The organism is Candidatus Poribacteria bacterium, from assembly GCA_028820845.1.
Lineage (GTDB): Bacteria > Poribacteria > WGA-4E > WGA-4E > WGA-3G > WGA-3G.
This window is the reverse complement of the sequence record JAPPII010000037.1, coordinates 1-17,145: the sequence shown is the minus strand read 5'-3', so window position 1 is coordinate 17,145 and position 17,145 is coordinate 1. Positions and strand designations below refer to the sequence as shown.

Genomic DNA, 17,145 nt, shown 5'->3' with positions numbered 1-17,145 from the left:
AACCATCGGCCGTCGGTAAAGTTACACACTCTTGCTGACTGCTGACTGCTAATTGCTAAAAAAAGGAGGTGAAACTCATGGCTCTTGATTGGAAACCACGGCACCGGGATATGATTATCGGGGATATCCCGTGGTTAGCCAGAATTGCCGATAAAGCCAATGCGAAGCTGCAGGGCATTATCGGTGAGTATATCTATCCGTGACCCCAAGATAAGTTGTTCCTGGAGGAACACAAGGTAAGTGCTGAGGAGTTCGTTGAGATGGTGCAAAATAACCCCTCAGACGATGAGATGATCGCTGCTATGAAAAAATTGGATCGTTAGTTGGCTTTTCGCGAACCGCTGACCGCAAACCGCTCTTCGCGAACCGCGGTCAGCGATTAGTGATTAGCGATAACACGGAGACCCATTTCTTTGGAATTGACAAAGTACCGTGACCAGATTAACGAGATTGACGACCAGATTTTACGCCTTCTACAGAAACGGGCTAAAATTTCCAAGCAGGTCGGCGCGGCGAAAGCGGAAACAGGAGGCGCGCAAGTCTACGTTCCGAATCGGCAGAAGATGATTATTGAACGTTTGAAAGCGCAGAATCAAGGTGAGTTTCCTGAAACCGCGCTGGAAGCAATCTGGACGGAGATTTTATCTGCTTCCCGTTCTTTGCAGGAATCAGAGCGTGTCGCTTTCCTCGGTCCCGTCGGCAGTTTCGGACACGTGGCAGCACTCTCTCATTTCGGGGCATCAACTGAGTTGGTCCCGGTCCGTCCACAGGCTGACATTTTCACAGAGGTCGAAACCGGTAGAGCCGACTACGGTGTAGTGGCTATTGAAAATTCAGTACAAGGGACCGTTCGCGATGTTTTGGAACGTTTCCAACGCACGCCGTTGTGGATTTGTGCAGAGACATTCCAGCCCATAAAACAGCACCTTTTGTCGAAGGCATCCCTCACAGAAATTCGGTGCGTCTACTCACACCCCCAACCTTTCGCACAGTGTAAGACATGGCTGAGTCGCTATCTCAGTAACGCTGAACAGGTCGAGGTGGTGAGTACGTCTGAGGCGGCGCGACGGGCTGCACAAGAACCCGCCGCTGCTGCAATCGCAAGTGAACTCGCAAGCGAAATTTATCAGGTCCCAATCGTTGCAAACTCCATTATGGATGAACCTGATAACACAACCCGATTCTTCGTCATCGGAAAGTGTATGCCAGACCCAAGTGGCTATGATCGGACATCGCTCTTTTTCGCAATTCCTGACAAGATTGGGGCACTACACCAAGCCCTCGGTATTTTAGACCAAGCACAGTTGAATCTGAGTTATCTGGAATCTCTGCCATCGCGAACCAAACCTTGGGAGTATATCTTCTTTGCTGAGATGGAAGGGCATATTGCCGATGAACGCGTCATCGTCGCACTTGCGCAGCTTAAAGAATTGTGTCGGGAGGTCAATGTTCTCGGCTCTTATCCGCGCGGGACTCTGTAATGGCAACGCTAACGGAACAAATTCGAGTGCGCGCACATGAACTCGGATTTGAACTCGTCGGAATTATACCCGCAGCACACAGTGAAACAATCGCACGCTACCAGCAGTGGGTGAAAAACGGATATGCCGGGGAGATGCACTATCTTGAGAAGCATCTTCCTCTCAAAACGGATGTCCGTCAACTCCTTGCAGAGGCAAAATCTGTTATTAGTCTCGCAATGAACTATTATACGTTGGATCCACCAAAAGCACTTGCTGAGGATCCCGGACGCGGGCAGATTTCTCGGTATGCTTGGGGCGATGACTATCACGAACTTATTCGTGAACGGCTTGTAGAACTCGTTGAATTTATTAAGCAGGCTGCTGAAGGTGAATTAAAGACCCGGGTCTGTGTGGATACCGCTCCCGTTATCGAAAGAGAGTATGCCCAAAAGGCAGGTATCGGTTGGATTGGTAAGAATACGAACCTGATTCATTGGCGGTCGGGTTCGTGGTATTTTCTCTCTGAGATTCTTGTGGGTGCTGTCTTGGAATCAGAGGGACCGGCGCTCCGCGGAAGTTGCGGCACTTGTACACGCTGTATTGAGGAATGCCCGACAGATGCAATTGTTGAGCCGAACCTGCTTGATTCTCGGCTCTGTATCTCCTACCTCACCATCGAACTAAAGGAGAGCATTCCGAAGCAGCTTCGTCCTAAAATGGGGAACCTGATTTTTGGGTGCGACATCTGCCAAGAGGTTTGTCCATGGAACAGTAAAGCTGTTCCGACAACCGAGCCAGGGTTCCATCCACGCGACGGAAACCTTGCCCCGAAGCTGCTGTCGCTTATTGGCATGACGCAGCAAGAGTTTAGCAGTCGTTTCAAAGGGAGTCCTATCAAACGCGCCAAACGCCGTGGGTTCTTGCGAAACGTACTTGTTGCCATCGGTAATTGGGGAGAACGGCGTGCTATTCCGGCACTCAAAGGCGCATTAGCCGATGACGAACCACTAATCCGAAGCCATGCCGCATGGGCGTTAGGGAAAATCGGAGGCGATACTGCCAGACGAATATTACGGACGCGATTAACTGTTGAGACGCAAACAGAGGTTATGACTGAAATTCAGGACGCACTTTTAGAAACAGAACGATCATCGCGGAGAAACGAAAAAAATGCGTGAAGTAACATCTGAACATCAAATACCGGCTCCCGGTGCTGGCACAAATGGGCTCGCATGGCAGGGAACGTCACTTTGGAGTGTTGAAGGTCCCGGTCCTATTCACAAAATTCACCCTCAGACAGGGGAAGTTGAATTAACACTTTCACCCTCTTTCCCGGGTTCTTCTGGTTTAGAGGCGGATGGTGAGTATCTCTGGTATAATAGCATCTGGCAGCAGACTTTCTACAAACTCACGGTGCCAACACTTGAAGTCGTTACACAATTTTCATCGCCAGGTGAAGGACCACACGGATTGGCGTGGGATGGTGAACACCTCTGGAGTGTTGACATGAACACCAGTCGTTTCGTGAAGCAGTGTCCCGAAACCGGTGAAATCCTTGCTGAAATGCCGACACCCGGTGGTCGCGCCCACGGACTCGCTTGGGATGGAGAGGCACTTTGGAACGCTGATACAAATGACTGTATCATTTACCGAATCCACCCTGAATCTGGTGAGGTTCTTAGGACTGTCACATGTCCCGGCGAACCGCATGGGCTTACGTGGGATGGCACTGCACTCTGGTACGGCGATGACGCGGCGAAAACAATCTGTAGACTCAGTGTAGCCGAATGAGGTTGAGCGTAGAGCGTAGCGTTTTCAGAATTCCGCTAAAATAATGCACCCTTTTCGCCCGAAAATTGTGTCATTAATAAATAGAGTCTTTGTTAGCAAACGGGAAAAAGAAATTTCCGAGCAAATTATCTGTTTTTTATTTTGGGGAACCTGAAGGAACATTAAATGGGAGAAAAAAAGTGAGAAAATTGCAAGTAATCATGCTAACCTTATTCCTTGGAATTGGGGTGGTCATGCAGAGCAGTGCTGATCGGGTGCAGCTCAACACAACGGCTGCTGTCCTCCAGGACAATCTCGGCGCAAGTGTCGGGATCAGCGGTAATTATGCCTTGATAGGTGTTCCCAAGGATGACACCGATGTCGGTACAAATACGGGTTCGCTTCAAATCTTTCTTCGTACTGAAACGGGGTGGGTGCAACATCAAAAACTGACTGCCAGCGACGCAACAAGTGGCGATCAACTCGGCACAACACTCGCGGTAAGTGGCGATTACGTCATTGTGGGTGTTCCGGGGAAAGATGGAGTCGGGACGAACTCAGGTGCTGCCTATATCTTTACACGGCAGGGGACGGAATGGGTGGAACAGGCGAAACTCGTTGCATCTGACGAAACGGAGGGTGATTATTTTGGTATCTCCGTAGCAATTGATGGGGATACTGCGCTTGTTGGAGCGCATCGTGGGAATGAAGCATTTGCAGATGGGGGTGCCGTCTATGTTTTTGAACGGATCGGAGCCAGCTGGTATCAAACAGCCAAGATCCTCGCACCAGATGGTGCTAACTTCTCATACTTCGGCTTTTCCGTCGCATTTAATGGGAATACCGCCATCATCGGAGCGACTCGCGATGATGAAGCCGGTAATGATGCTGGTGCCGCCTACGTCTTTGTACGCGACCAATTTGGATGGACCCAACAGGCGAAACTTATTGGCAACAATACGAAGGCAGAAGATAACTTCGGATATGCTGTCGCTATACATGGGGATTTCGCTGTCGTGACCTCGCCTCGCAATAGGGGAACCGGCGCGGCTTACATTTATGAACGCGAGGGCACCCGATGGGAGCAGAAAAGAAATCGCATTCGGATCCGTATGATACCTATTGACCATGACGGTGCTACCTCTTTCGGTATTTCTGTGGCTATCAGTGGTGAAACCGCTGTCATCGGAGCCACTGGGGCTATAGTGGGTGAGGAGGAGGTTGGTGCTGCCTATGTCTTTACACGAAATGAACCGCCGTTTTGGAACCAACATACGAAGTTAGTCGCAGGTGATAGACAGGGCGGTGATCAGCTGGGATTTGCTGTCGCGATTGCAGGGAACGAAATTATCGCCGGAGCACCGAGGCATAGTGCCGGTGGACCCAGTTCGGGTGCTGCGTATATTTTCCAGCAGAATGAAGAGGCTGCTTGGATGGAGACTGCTAAGTTGAGTGACGGCGAAACTGCCTCTGATGATGAGTTTGGAACGGCTGTCGCTATCAGTGCTAATATTGCTGTCTCGGGCGCACAACAAAACGATGACCTCGCACCGAATGCCGGGGCTGCCTATGTTTTTGAGCGGAGCGGCCCGCTTTGGCTACAAGAAGCAAAACTCACTGCTGAAGACGGAAAAGCTGGAGATCTCTTCGGGAATGCTGCTGCGATTAGTGGTGAAACCATAGTTATCGGTGCGCCGGGTGTTGATGATGCCGGACCGGAGGCTGGGGCAGCTTATGTTTTCGTCCGGGCGGTCGAGGAGTGGGTACAGCAGGCGAAATTAATCGGAACAGATATCGGAATGTTCGATAAGTTCGGAGCAACTGTTGCTGTGCATGAGAATACGGTTATAATCGGTGCGTACGGAAAAGATGAGGTCGGGACGGATTCCGGGGCTGCCTACATTTTTGTCCGAAGTGGGACTTCTTGGACACAACAAGCAAAACTGACGCACCAAAACGCGGTATTGGGAGATGAATTTGGATCCGCTGTCGCTGTTTATGGCGATAACGCGCTTGTGGGTGCACATCTCAGCGACGCAGCGGGACCCGACTCAGGGGCTGCCTATCTCTTTATACGTAACGGTAACAACTGGACGGAAGAGGTCCTACTGCTGCCGAACGATATCGGTGTTGGTGATGAATTCGGCTATTCAGTGGATCTTAGCGAAAGAACCGCGCTTATCGGATCGCCTAAAGAGAATCGAAGTCTGGAAAACATGGGTGCGGCTTATATTTTTGTTGAGACGCAAGAGGATTGGGTCCAACAGGCAAAACTCACTGCAACTGATGCGGCAGCGGGCGACGAGTTCGGCGCAGCGGTCGCACTACACGAAGATACGGCAATCATCGGCGCATGGAAGGACGATCATCCACTCGTTGACCCCGACGAAGACCCTTCGGTACAAGCCGACAAAGGTTCCGCTTACTCTTTTCTACGCGATGGATTGTCTTGGGTGGAAAAACGCCGAATCGTCTCGGCGGGTACAAACCAATCCGACCTATTTGGGGGATCGGTTGCAATCGGCGGCGCGTTCGCTATCATCGGTGCTAAAGGTAATGATAGTGCAGGAGGGAACTCCGGATCCGCTTTTATCTATAATCCAATTGATCTCGGATTCCGCTCTGCTGATGTCCCTTTTTCTATTGACCCGACATCGAAGACGCTTACGACATTCGGACATATTAAACAGACGACGATTTTCCAGAACTATCCGAATCCGTTTAATCCCGAAACTTGGTTCCCCTATAACTTGGCGGAGCAGGCGGGGGTCACGGTGAAAATCTACGATGTCCATGGAAGACTGGTGCGCCACTTAGATTTCGGGACGCAGCAACCCGGCAGCTACCGCAGCCGAGAAAAAGCGGCATACTGGGATGGTAGGGATGGTACTGGAGAAATTGTCGCAAGCGGCGTCTATTTCTATACATTCACCGCTGGTGATTATCAACGCACCCGCCGCATGGTAATCTTGAAGTAGCCATCAGTGCTTGGTGTTTAAATGGAAGACTGGAAGGGTAGATACCCCCAGTCTTCCAACCTTCCGTTCTCTTATTCCCATCGCGCCCATACATTCGGCGCGACATACCCCTCATCGATATATGGGTCCTCTCCTGCAACGGTGATGACACCCCGATAATTCCGCTCTCCTTTCCAGCCTAACCACGATGCCGTCGAACAGTAGTGACTCACAAGTATACGCCGAAATTTATCGCTACGGTTCTTTTTAGAGCGGTGTAAAAGGTAGCCGTTGAAAAACAGAACACTACCGGCTGGCATCTCAATCGGGATTTCGTCTGTGTCATCAAAACCCGAAGCTTCGTGACAACTATCAAATTCATGGCGTTTATCGTGTGGAAACCGATCATAAATGACACCAGAGCGATGGCTATTCGGTAAGACCCAGAGACATCCATTTTCAACTGTCGCATCGTCTAACGTGATCCATACGCCAATGAGTGATCTATCCCGGGTCGGAATCGGGTGTTCATCTTGATGCCACGGGTTACCCGTATGTCCCGGGACTTTGCTTAACATCATCGACTGCATACACTTCACACCACCATCCCAAAATGGAATGTGTGCGCCCACAATTACGCGAAGCACTTCACAGATCTTTGGATGCTCAATGTAACGTCGTACCAACGGACTGAAAACATGTGGTTCACCAACGCACATGATTCTATCCAATACTTCCATGTCGCTCGCCGTCTCTGGCATCGGTGGAATTGCTTCGCACGGGTAATCCCCGCGAAAGATTTTCAACATCTCTGTTTTCAACGCGTCGCATTCTTCTGATGTGATGACTTCTGGAAGCATTAAATAGCCGTCGTTGATATAGGACTTTGCCCAAACGCTGCCTGCGTCGGCAGAATTTGACTTTGCTTTACATGGGTTAGACTGATCTTGTGCCATTTTCAAACCTTTTTTAAATACCCTTCAAATTCCGAATGCCATGCCTTTATTCTGCGCGAATAATCCGCCACGTTTCCGCTTCATTCGCGAAAACCAACGTCAGTTTGCCCGATGTCTGTTCGACTCTCCCGTTCGCCTTCGGGCTGTATTGTAATGTGTACCCACCCGTTACAATTGCCGTATCGTCGGCAATATTCGGGTGGATGTCAATATTAGACAACGTCATGTCAATCTGATGATAAACCTCAAAGAACTGTGATGCCTTTGTTTCGACATCTTGATATGTACGTCCATTGGACAAGTATGCCTCTGAGAAACAGGACATAACCTGTGCCAAATCCGCCATATCGTATCCCAGTTCATATCGGTCTAAGACCCCTTGGATAATCTCCTTAATCGTCGGTTCGCCTTGCTCTTTGCTTACCTGCGCCTCTGTCGGGATAGGACGCGCCATCGCTTCTGGCGGTATACCCTGTGCGATTTGCTTGAGCGTATGCACTTCTGGTGCTGCATACCCCCAGACCTCTAATTCTATCACACGCGCGATACCGTCCACTTCATACACCGGACGACTGCCCGCCATGTGTTGGTAGTTGCGCACCGTATCATTTGAAGAGACTGGCACCAGTCGTATTTTGCTGGCAATGAGACGTTGACGGACCTCATGAACGCGTTTACCTTTGGTGTTATCTCGTGCTGTATACTGCTTATCTTTCGTGTCACCTGAAGGGATAAGTCCCCAACCCGTACCGTGCCAATACTCAATCCGATAGTCCTTCAACCCGAATTGCGGTGCCGGATATTGCTCAGAGTCAATTGTCCACATGACAATTTTGCGAATGTCAACCGGTTTGGCAAGCGTCACGGAGATATAAGGACGCTTGTTCAGATCCGAAGTCCGTAGATGTTCTAAACTGCTGCCCCAACCGCTGCCTTCATCCCAGGTCTCAGAAGTGGTATCGCCATCAATCACCTCTTCTGGACGGTGATTTGGAACAGATTGCGAGGCTTCCGCAGTTGCCCCATTCCGACTCAGTGCGAAATTCGTGAGAGGCTGGGGCGGTTCTAAAAGGTGTTCCTGCAAAGTCTGTGATTGACAACCCATTATTAAAAGTAAAACCGTCAGGCATAGAATACATACACGAAGCATCGTTAGCCTCCTTTACTAACTATCTTAACACTGCTAAACGTCCAAGTGTTTGCGTTGTCTGTTCTCCAGCAACCGCCCGTATTCTGTAAAAATAGACCCCATTGGCAAGCAACATGCCATCAGCATCTCGTGCGTCCCACATTATTTCATTGTAGCCTTCGTTCCCTGAAACCTCTCTCAGCACATTTACGACTCGTCCTGATGTCGTATAAATTGTGATAGAAACTTCGTCTGCATCCAATGATAACTGATAGGTAAAGGTCGTTTCTCGCTTCAAGGGGTTCGGATAGTTGTGAACGTCCCAGATGCTGAAGGGGGTTTCCTCTGGTGAGAAATCCGCATCGTATTTCTGAAGCGTCTGGGAATCGAAATTCGTCAACCAAGCGACTTCCGCGTTTAAAGTACTTAACAGTTCCGCTTCAATCGTCCGATGTGAGTATCCGAAAAGCGGAACGAACTCCTCAATCCCTTTTATGTGCGGTTGTATCGATTTTGAAAACTCTATTGCACTCGTAAGTTTCGCACGGACTGTCTCTTCCGTCCCCGGTTCGTAGCCGAGTGCGATCGCCTCTACTAATTTAGCACGACTCTCAAAAAGTAGCACCCATAACTCCATCAAATGAACGGCATCGCGTAGGTCCTCAGTGGCTTCCGAGTCAAACGGTTCTGCGATCTCACGTGCTGCCCGTATCTCGTTGGCGGCTTGTTGTTGTGGTGCCAAAAGTGCCGTAAACCGGTTCACCGCAACTTTTGCGATCTCTAATTCAGGAATAGCCAACGTATCCTCAACCGCCCGCGGTCCTATCAGATTCCAAAATCGTGTTGCGAGTCCAGCCGAACCGCTGCCGTAAGTACCACCTATGGTCAAAGACCCAGCGTAATCCGAAAAGTAACTCGCCATGTTCCATCCGTTTACCCGCAAGGCGTTCAGAATGTTGGATCCCGCTTCGCGACCATATCGGGCTGTCAATTCGTTTTGAAGGAGTTGAAAATGGTCGAGTTCGATATCCCAGTTGAGACGGGCACTGACCAGTCGATCAAGATATCCCAACCCTTGTGTGGCACCTTGAACAGTGAATCCACTTAAACCGATAACTTCTGGATTATTGGCGAGTTGCCGAACGCCTTGCACAAACAGATCGCTTTCCAGCATCCAGAGCGGCATCACTTCTTCCACTTCGTGTGAGAGGATGATGAAGCGATGTCCCATTTCACCCAGTGCTCTGATTTGCGGGATAGGCACACCTGCATCAGCGACCGGTTCGCCATCCGCACCCCATTTCCGCGAGAAAATCGTACCTTTCGGTAACTGCCGGGCGTAAATACCCGCTGCGTCCTTAAGCCAGCTGCTGTCATATCCAGAGATATAGAATTTGAAATCCGGGCGTATCTGCCGCGCAGCGTTAATGATTGTGAAATAGACCTGCCAGAGTTTTGCTTGTCCTTGTTCTGTTCTGTCGCCACAATCTGGGCAATCGCATGCCCGCGTCTCGTGTCCCCAAGAACGGAGATGGAAGCCACCAAGCGCAGGATAGGTACGCACAATCGCCTGAATGAGTTCCCTCGCAAGCGTATGAAATTCAGGTTTCGACCAGCAAAACGGACGATAAGACACTTCGTTCCGAGATGCCCCATAGGCTACCGCAGGTCCCAGAACATCGGGACGTTGTTGAATCAATGCCTCTGTCGGTTCACCCGTTACATACATAAAGAGATAGGCATCAATTCCGCGCCGCTTCAGGGCATCGAACCGATCTTGTAGGATCGCAATACGTTCTCGGCGTTGTTCTATCGGTTCATCTTGCAACGCCTCAAATGCAGGCGTGTCAACATATTTGAACGCCGTTCCAAACCCGTCTTCAATACCAGTACCCGTCCATACGCCTTCGCCACCACTCATATTGACGCGATGACGCGCCAGCCAGTCCGGGTCCTCTATCTCTAACACAGCGCGCACAGGGTAAAACGGAGCCGATGTCTCATCTATAAACGGCACAAGTAGGGCTCGCGCCTCGGCAACCGCTACCTCTGGATGCACCGGTATCAAACCCGTCAACGCTGTAATACAGTTTTCGATGAAACCGTACGCACCGTAGAGGACCCCTCTTTCCGTATGTGCAGTGACAACGATAACGATTTCAGTCCCGACTTCTATTGTTTTGATATGATAACCTTCATCTCCAAGTGCTGCCCCTAATGAAAGTCCTGTGTCTGCCTGTAATTGTGCAATTGTCGGGTTCGATTTTGGGGTGCCTAACACAATCACCGTCGGGGTTTCTGTCTGTTGTCGATTGGTGCGGATGTCGAGTTTAGCACCCGCGAATTGCTCGATAAAGGTTTGGATCTCCTCAGCCGCGAAAACCTCTTGTGCCGAAGCGTTCGCCCCAATCTGAAGCGTTGCCCTCGGTTGCCCTGATACTGCAATCGGAATCTCGTTGCTTCTCACGGGCGCGGCGAATATCAGGAGGCAGAGCGCAGCGATGAAAACAGGAACGCCGCTTTTATATGCTGTTTTGTTTTCAGACATCAGGCGTTTTATCCTTTTAGCACCTTTTAGTGAACATGTCCACTCTCAAATTCCTGCAAAAAATAGATCGCGCAAAAGGTCAGGACGAAGCCGATGACAAACAGAACTTTCGCAATGCGACTCAAATCAGTACTTTCGGCGGTATACTTCCCGCGAAACCCGTCCATTACAACGTGCAAGAGCGTCCCCGCAGCGAATGCTGTCAGATAGTGGATCAGTGCTTCAAAAGTACCTTGAAGCAATTGTTCGCCGAGTAGCGCACCGACAACCGGTCCAAATATCAGCGGACTCAATTGCACAAATACCTTACCAACACTCTGGTTTCGGAGAAGCGCGACAGTGATAAGTGTCCCGACTGGCAAGCGATGCATTAATATACCGAATGCAAGCGCACCACCGAGTATCTCTTCTCTTGCTGCGATAACCAAATTGAAACCGTCTGCAAGCGAGTGGAGCGATAAACCCAGCACTGTTAGGTTGATGCCCCATCTACTGTTAGTATTCTGCTCGTTTTCATCGCCTCGGTGTGTTAGGTGTTCGATCGCTGAAATTAGAAAGAATCCACCCCACATCACGAGGATTGTAACGTATCCTACTTCAGTGTAGAGGTGCAGCATCATTACCAAAACGACACCGAGTACTGAACCGGCGATTACCCCGAAAACATTTCCAAAGTGTTTTTGTTGCCCCTGGGATACAAAAGCGATACCGGCACCGAGTGGGACTGTCACCACCGCAATTGCCAGATAAAATATAAGCATAGTATAACTATAGCAGAATTCGGATTGGAGTGCAATCGAAATTCGGGGAAAGCGTATTTATAAGGCATCGTTAAAATAGACTCTCTGTCTATGTTCTTTACTAAAATAACGGTTTACGCACGCTACTGGTAGGTGCGGTTTCTAACCGCACGGATCGTATCGCGGTCAGTACTTGTGTTATCCAAAGATAGGAGTCTCGCCTCAATTTTACATGAGTTCTGTAAAATTTAATTTTCTGGTTGACGGATTTGCACATTAATGTTAGAATTGGTATCCACAAAAATGAAAATTCGCACGAATTGGGTCCCCAATCGGATATTGCGTTTATAATTTCTTATACAACGTGAGTTTGAAAATAAAATCGTAGGTCGGGTAGAGCGGTAGATACACATGAAAAACCCTATAATTTGGACAAATATGTCGTTTTTTTAAAGGCATTTTCTGCCTAAATAGCGGTAGCGAAACCCGACATTCCACTTTTATCAAACTCATGTTATACAGTAAAGGACAAACGAAAACGAATGAAAGCAGTAGACAAAATTTTTGATGTTGTTATCGGATTTATGCTCAACCGAGATCTGGAAAGGGAGATGGGAGTTCAGCGTAAATTTCTTAAAGGACGCCTCACTGAGATTCCCGCAAAGATTATTGACAGACTGGTTGATTTTGTAATGGGGGCTCGCTATGCCTACTACTTAGAGATGCGGCGAAATATGCTTGAAGGTGGGGTAGTTGAGATGCCCTCAAACCTTTTTGATTGGAAAGCACTTGAGCGTGCCAGTGCTTATCTGCGAGTCTATATGGAAGAGTTCCATGATCGGTTCAAAGAAGAGTATGAAGGCAATTTCCTCTCCGAAGATTTCAAAGATTGGTTCCGTTATTTTCATGTTGAGCGTCCAGAACGCGAATCAACAAAAAAATCTGTCTCTGAGGCATTACTTTCTGATGATTTGCCAAGAGTCTAAGATGATGCTGTCCTGAAGTGCCGGATTTTGGGATAACTCAAACCGGCATTTCGTCATAAGTTTGTCCGTCTAATTCCCGTCCTGTTTTCGATTTGCGTTTGCCGCCCCACTGCTTAAAGAAGAATGCCACTTTAGCATCTGCACATTGTTCACGGATATCGATCACCCAATCTTTTTTCATGTCACGTGCGCCGGGACCTGATTCTCCACCTACAATCACCCAATCTATTCCGTCCAACGCTAAATTTGGAAGTGCGCCAAGCAGTGGTTCCAGTGAGAGAAATTTGATATAGGCATCGGTTTGGCTGAGAGCATCAATCCGATGTGTTACGCGACTGTCTTCGACGCTAACTCCCATCCAAACATTTGACGGCCACGGCAGCTTCGGACTGAATTCCAGCAAGCGTTCCGCCCGTTTTGTTAAAACTTGGAATTCATGCCAATGTGCCTGTTCCATGACGGAGAAGACTTTTTGAATGTAGGACAATTCAATTTTTTCATGAAACATATCGCTCATGGAATTGACGAAAATTCGCCGTGGTTTTTTCCATTTCAGCGGTTCGTTAAGCAGCTCCGGAACAGGGCGTACCTCGTTGGTCCACCGCGGTCCCGATTTAGTATTTTCTGCCAAACCTTCATAAGCCATACCTTTACCCGAAAATCGTGCCGCTATCCGTTCGGCGTAACAAAACCGGCAGCCATCTGATACACGTGTGCAGCCACGGATAGGATTCCATGTAGACTCGGTCCATTCAATTTTTGAGGATTGGGATGCCATTGGTTCGCCTCTTAAAATCGATAAAAGGCACGCGCATTTTCCGCCATGATTTTCCGTTTCAGAGACGGCGCAAGATTTTTCGGAAGTGCTTGTTCGGGTGAGTCAAAGTCCCAGTGTGGATAGTCAGTCGCAAACATCAACTTATCATCTAAGTCCAGCTGCGCGAGAAGTTGATCGAAGTATTCTTGTTTCGGAGGTTCTTCAATCGGCTGTGTCGTAATCCAAAAGTGATCGCGGATATACTCGGAGGGCAGCCGTTTCAGTTCAGGCACTTCGTCGTGTAGTTTTTTCCATGACCGATCGAGTCGCCACATCAGCGGTGGCAGCCAAGCGAAACCGCCTTCAATGAGGGCGACTTTTAACGTCGGAAATTCTTCAAAAACGCCTTCACAAACGAGACTGGTGACCTGTGTCTGAAACGCCTGTGTCATTCCTGCGTGGTCTTCGATATAGTGTGAGGGTCTACCGACAGCAGTAATCGGGCCCACACCGACACCCGTGAAGTGAATCCCGATGGGCAGGTCGTGTTCCACCGCCGCCTCGTACATCTTCCAGTACCTACGTCGTCCCAACGGTTCCATCGTTCGGGCAAGCAATAGTATTTGCACGAATCCCGGATGCTCTGCAAGTCGCTTGATCTCCGCAGTCGTGAATTCAGCGTCATCACACGCGACGATCATTGAGGCGCGGAGTCTCGGTTCTTTTTCAAGCCACTCTTCGATTTGCCAGTCGTTCACAGCTCTTGCCCATGCCGCTGCAAAAGCAAGGTTAGGCATCTCACAGACCGGTGTCAAGCAGTTAAGGATACCATATTCGATGTTGAATGCGTCCAGTAGCTGCTCACGCAAAAAGTCGAGATCAGATCCTGGACGGTGTCCAGAGGGAGTCCACGCGTCGTATCTCGCACCGAAGGGGTGAGCGCGAGGGATATATGCCCCGACGCGATCTGTTGTCCCTACCATCCCATGATGCTTCCGCCACCGTTCAGAGAGATACGGATACAACACCGTCTCAGAGGCAAGAGTGTTATGAATATCACAGTCGATAACGGACGGTTTCTGGTGATATTTAAAAGTTTCTGTTTGGGCCATCGTTATATTCCTCAGGGAGAGTGTGAATATAGGAAATAAACAAGGGTAATATGTCTGCCAATTTCATGATTTAGCAATTATTTCTACTGTCATGTTGCCCTCAAGTTTTTCGGCGATTTCTTTTAATTTATCTGCTAAAGTTTTTACACTACCATGTGTTGTTATGTAATACCTACCGCATTTAGACTTACGTTTCTGTAGTTTATATCCTTTTTCTTGCCAATCTCCTATAGGGGTTATGAGAGAAGCTGCACAAAGTCTGAGGTTAAAACTGCTTACGATCTCTATACCTATCTCTTCGATCACTTCACAGAAAGTATTACTTGCGTTACGATCCTCAATCTTGTGTCTATTGGGCATGGTAACAACAAGACGAGTCTGTTTTCTACGCGGCCTGGGTTGTGTCGGTTGCACAGATGGAGCGGAGGTTTCTCGCCTGTCCAGTTCGGTTTCTCTTTTTAGACTTTTCAGAAAATCCAACACTTGTTCATCGGTTGGTCTATACTTACATAGACTTTCAGTTTTTTCTGCTACGATATCTATCAGAAATTCATCTGTTTCCTCTACCAATTTGCTCCATGCCTCTGGTAATCGCGTTGTAACTTGTCTCTGGCGAACAACTTCCTCATAATCTGCCTTGATTGCCTCAACTCCTTCGCCCGTGCGTATTGACTCGTAGTTGAGGTATCTGTTAAGACGCTCTACACTTTCCTCAATGTTATTTTTTATCAGATCCAGTTCGTAAACTTTGCGTTCACGGTAATCCCCTTCTCCTATAGGGTGAAAAAATCTCCATTTTTGACCGTCAGTCAGAATAACGATTGGCACTCCTTCGTGAAAAGCGTATTCAAAGAGTTGTTTTTCCCCACCTTCCAATGTTTCTGGCTGCTTCACTTCAATAAAAATAAGAGGTTTTGATGATGGATGGCATAGGGCAAAGTCGACCCTCCCTCCGCCTACCGAATATTCAGGCATAATAACCTGTGGATTGAATGTCGGCCAATTTAGGGCATCAAGCAGTCTAAGTACAATCCCAGTAGAACGTGCTGCTTCACTTGTAAACAAACTTTTTTCCAGATTGTCGCGTATGTCGTCAATATGTTCCTGAAGTGTCATTGTTTAGCAAATCATTCCTTTCAATTCCAACGAAAAATTCGATTACGGTAGGGTTTACCAAAACCCGCGGCCTCAAATCCCCTCAAAGCGAAAGGATCGGTTTGGGGCATTCATTGAATGCTTTGAATCAGTTGCATATTACCGCGCAGCCATTCATTGACCAGTTCGCTAACGTCTTTACCCTTCTCATCAGCTAGTTTGCGCATGAACCCATCAACGTCTTTCTCTAAATAGATCGGGAGACTGAAAACGGCTTTGGGTTGGTGGAATTTACCGCGCTCTCCTTTTGAAAAATCATATTCTGCTTTCATGGGTTAAATTCCACATATCGTTTAATTTTTTCATTATATAACATTTTGTTCAGATGTCAAGAAAAAAGGAACCAAAGATGATTTGAAAGGCAATTTTGCCACTATATTTGAATATCCGCTAAATAACTATCAGGGCATTGTAGGACTTGAGTTGGGAATCATCTTGAGGTCTGGTCATAAATTGGTGTCACCCTTGAAAACCTTCTATTCTTGAAAACCTTCGGCTCATGTAAAAAGTACGTGCTATTGCTCTAACGAAGTCAGTAAACACGCTGGTTTAATTTTCCGTTCGCACTTAGTCTTGACATGAGCCAAACCTTCTATTAATGTGTCTTTTTCTCAAAGTATAAGTTTCTAACTCGGCCGCCAGTCAGCCTAAATCCCGCAACGCGTCCGGTATCATCCCGTGTAAAACGCACCTCTGGAAAAAACCACACATCCCCAACGAAATGATCGTCGGCATAAGTCAGCAATATATCATCATGCCGCCTGTGTTGTGCCACAAGTTGATTCCCACACACACGAATGGTATACGTTGTATCAAGTTCGTCGGTATAATAATCACCCTCGAATTCTACCAACTGTTCTGGTGCCAGCGGTTCAGACTTGGTATCTTCAGCAGATTCTTCCGTTTTATCTGACTCAGATGTTTCTATAGGGGCAAGGGCATCGGCAAGATAGATATCCGCAACCTGTTCTGCCAAACGGAGTGGGTTAAAGGTATCCAGATTGCATAAGATAACAACACCAAATTTCTGATCTGGAAAATGAATCAAATGACTCCGAAATCCGCGCCATGATCCGCTGTGTCCAACCGTTTTCAACCCTCTGTATTCGTCGATATTCAACCCAAAGGCGTAACTAATGTGTTTTCCATTGTTAAGCACACCGCGCTGATACATCTGCGCAAGCACTGTTCGTCCACCGATACTTGCAGTCTCAAGGTTCAAAATCCACTTCGCCAAGTCTTCCACTGTTGAGTAGAGGGAACTTGAACCGAGGGCAGTCGTATTGTTAACGGCGTGTTTAAACCCACCACTTTCAACGGCTTGATATGAATACGCTCGGTTCTTCAGAATCATTTCATAATCATCGTGAAAGTGACTGTGAATCATGCCGAGGGGTTTGAAGATATGAATGTCCGTCCACTCGCGAAACGAATCTCCCGTTACCCTTTCGACGATTTCTGCCAGTAGATTGTACCCTGTGTTGCTGTATAGATATTCTGTCCCCGGCTCAAAATTGAACGCAATAAGTAGTTTTGGGATTGGTTAAATCCTTGTTAGCGGCAAATTTGATA

At 48.2% G+C, this 17,145-nt stretch carries 15 protein-coding genes; 6 read left to right on the top strand and 9 right to left on the bottom strand.

Features of this window, described 5'->3' with window-relative positions; all coding sequences use genetic code 11:
• The first annotated feature begins 77 nt into the window (after window positions 1-77).
• The 5 genes from OXN25_09205 (at window position 78) to OXN25_09185 (ending at window position 6,211) form a co-directional block, all read left to right on the top strand.
• Entirely contained in the window at window positions 78-203 is a 126-nt protein-coding gene (locus OXN25_09205; protein ID MDE0425032.1) for a hypothetical protein, read from the top strand.
• Window positions 204-413: 210 nt separating this feature from the next.
• Window positions 414-1,481 (top strand): prephenate dehydratase, encoded by a 1,068-nt coding sequence (gene pheA / locus OXN25_09200; protein ID MDE0425031.1) that lies wholly within the window; start codon window positions 414-416, stop codon window positions 1,479-1,481.
• Window positions 1,481-2,641 carry a tRNA epoxyqueuosine(34) reductase QueG gene (queG, locus tag OXN25_09195; protein ID MDE0425030.1) on the top strand — a complete coding sequence of 387 codons (1,161 nt, stop codon included), beginning with the start codon at window positions 1,481-1,483 and terminating at the stop codon, window positions 2,639-2,641. The genes pheA and queG overlap by 1 nt, the downstream gene beginning before the upstream one ends.
• On the top strand, window positions 2,634-3,254 hold the full coding sequence (locus tag OXN25_09190; GenBank protein MDE0425029.1) for a hypothetical protein: 621 nt from the start codon (window positions 2,634-2,636) through the stop codon (window positions 3,252-3,254). Before queG ends, OXN25_09190 begins: the two co-directional genes overlap by 8 nt.
• A gap of 179 nt (window positions 3,255-3,433) precedes the next feature.
• Window positions 3,434-6,211, top strand: a complete 2,778-nt coding sequence (locus tag OXN25_09185) for a T9SS type A sorting domain-containing protein (protein ID MDE0425028.1) — start codon at window positions 3,434-3,436, stop codon at window positions 6,209-6,211.
• A gap of 71 nt (window positions 6,212-6,282) precedes the next feature.
• On the opposite strand, the gene OXN25_09180 is transcribed toward OXN25_09185, so the two are convergent.
• The 4 genes from OXN25_09180 to OXN25_09165 are packed head-to-tail and all read right to left on the bottom strand — an operon-like array spanning window position 6,283 to window position 11,584.
• Complete coding sequence (locus OXN25_09180; GenBank protein ID MDE0425027.1) at window positions 6,283-7,146, bottom strand: phytanoyl-CoA dioxygenase family protein; 864 nt, start codon at window positions 7,144-7,146, stop codon at window positions 6,283-6,285.
• Between the two features lie 46 nt (window positions 7,147-7,192).
• A complete protein-coding gene (locus OXN25_09175; GenBank protein MDE0425026.1) occupies window positions 7,193-8,296 on the bottom strand; it encodes a discoidin domain-containing protein in 1,104 nt (367 codons plus the stop codon).
• A gap of 19 nt (window positions 8,297-8,315) precedes the next feature.
• Window positions 8,316-10,823, bottom strand: a complete 2,508-nt coding sequence (locus OXN25_09170; protein MDE0425025.1) for an alpha-glucuronidase family glycosyl hydrolase — start codon at window positions 10,821-10,823, stop codon at window positions 8,316-8,318.
• Window positions 10,824-10,849: 26 nt separating this feature from the next.
• The gene (locus OXN25_09165; protein ID MDE0425024.1) at window positions 10,850-11,584 is read right to left on the bottom strand and encodes a hypothetical protein; all 735 of its coding nucleotides are present in this window, start codon (window positions 11,582-11,584) and stop codon (window positions 10,850-10,852) included.
• A gap of 521 nt (window positions 11,585-12,105) precedes the next feature.
• Between OXN25_09165 and OXN25_09160 the strand changes: the two genes are divergently transcribed.
• The gene (locus OXN25_09160) at window positions 12,106-12,549 is read left to right on the top strand and encodes a hypothetical protein (protein ID MDE0425023.1); all 444 of its coding nucleotides are present in this window, start codon (window positions 12,106-12,108) and stop codon (window positions 12,547-12,549) included.
• 37 nt (window positions 12,550-12,586) lie between these two features.
• On the opposite strand, the gene OXN25_09155 is transcribed toward OXN25_09160, so the two are convergent.
• From OXN25_09155 to OXN25_09135, 5 genes are all read right to left on the bottom strand, one after another.
• A complete protein-coding gene (locus OXN25_09155) occupies window positions 12,587-13,327 on the bottom strand; it encodes a phage Gp37/Gp68 family protein (GenBank protein MDE0425022.1) in 741 nt (246 codons plus the stop codon).
• Window positions 13,328-13,338: 11 nt separating this feature from the next.
• Entirely contained in the window at window positions 13,339-14,418 is a 1,080-nt protein-coding gene (locus tag OXN25_09150; GenBank protein ID MDE0425021.1) for an amidohydrolase family protein, read from the bottom strand.
• Between the two features lie 63 nt (window positions 14,419-14,481).
• Window positions 14,482-15,534: a hypothetical protein gene (locus OXN25_09145; GenBank protein MDE0425020.1), complete on the bottom strand. Its 1,053-nt coding sequence runs from the start codon at window positions 15,532-15,534 to the stop codon at window positions 14,482-14,484.
• A 110-nt stretch (window positions 15,535-15,644) separates the two neighbouring features.
• Entirely contained in the window at window positions 15,645-15,845 is a 201-nt protein-coding gene (locus tag OXN25_09140; protein ID MDE0425019.1) for a hypothetical protein, read from the bottom strand.
• Window positions 15,846-16,168: 323 nt separating this feature from the next.
• Window positions 16,169-17,098, bottom strand: coding sequence for a serine hydrolase (locus OXN25_09135; protein ID MDE0425018.1), 930 nt, complete (start codon window positions 17,096-17,098; stop codon window positions 16,169-16,171).
• Window positions 17,099-17,145: the final 47 nt, after the last annotated feature.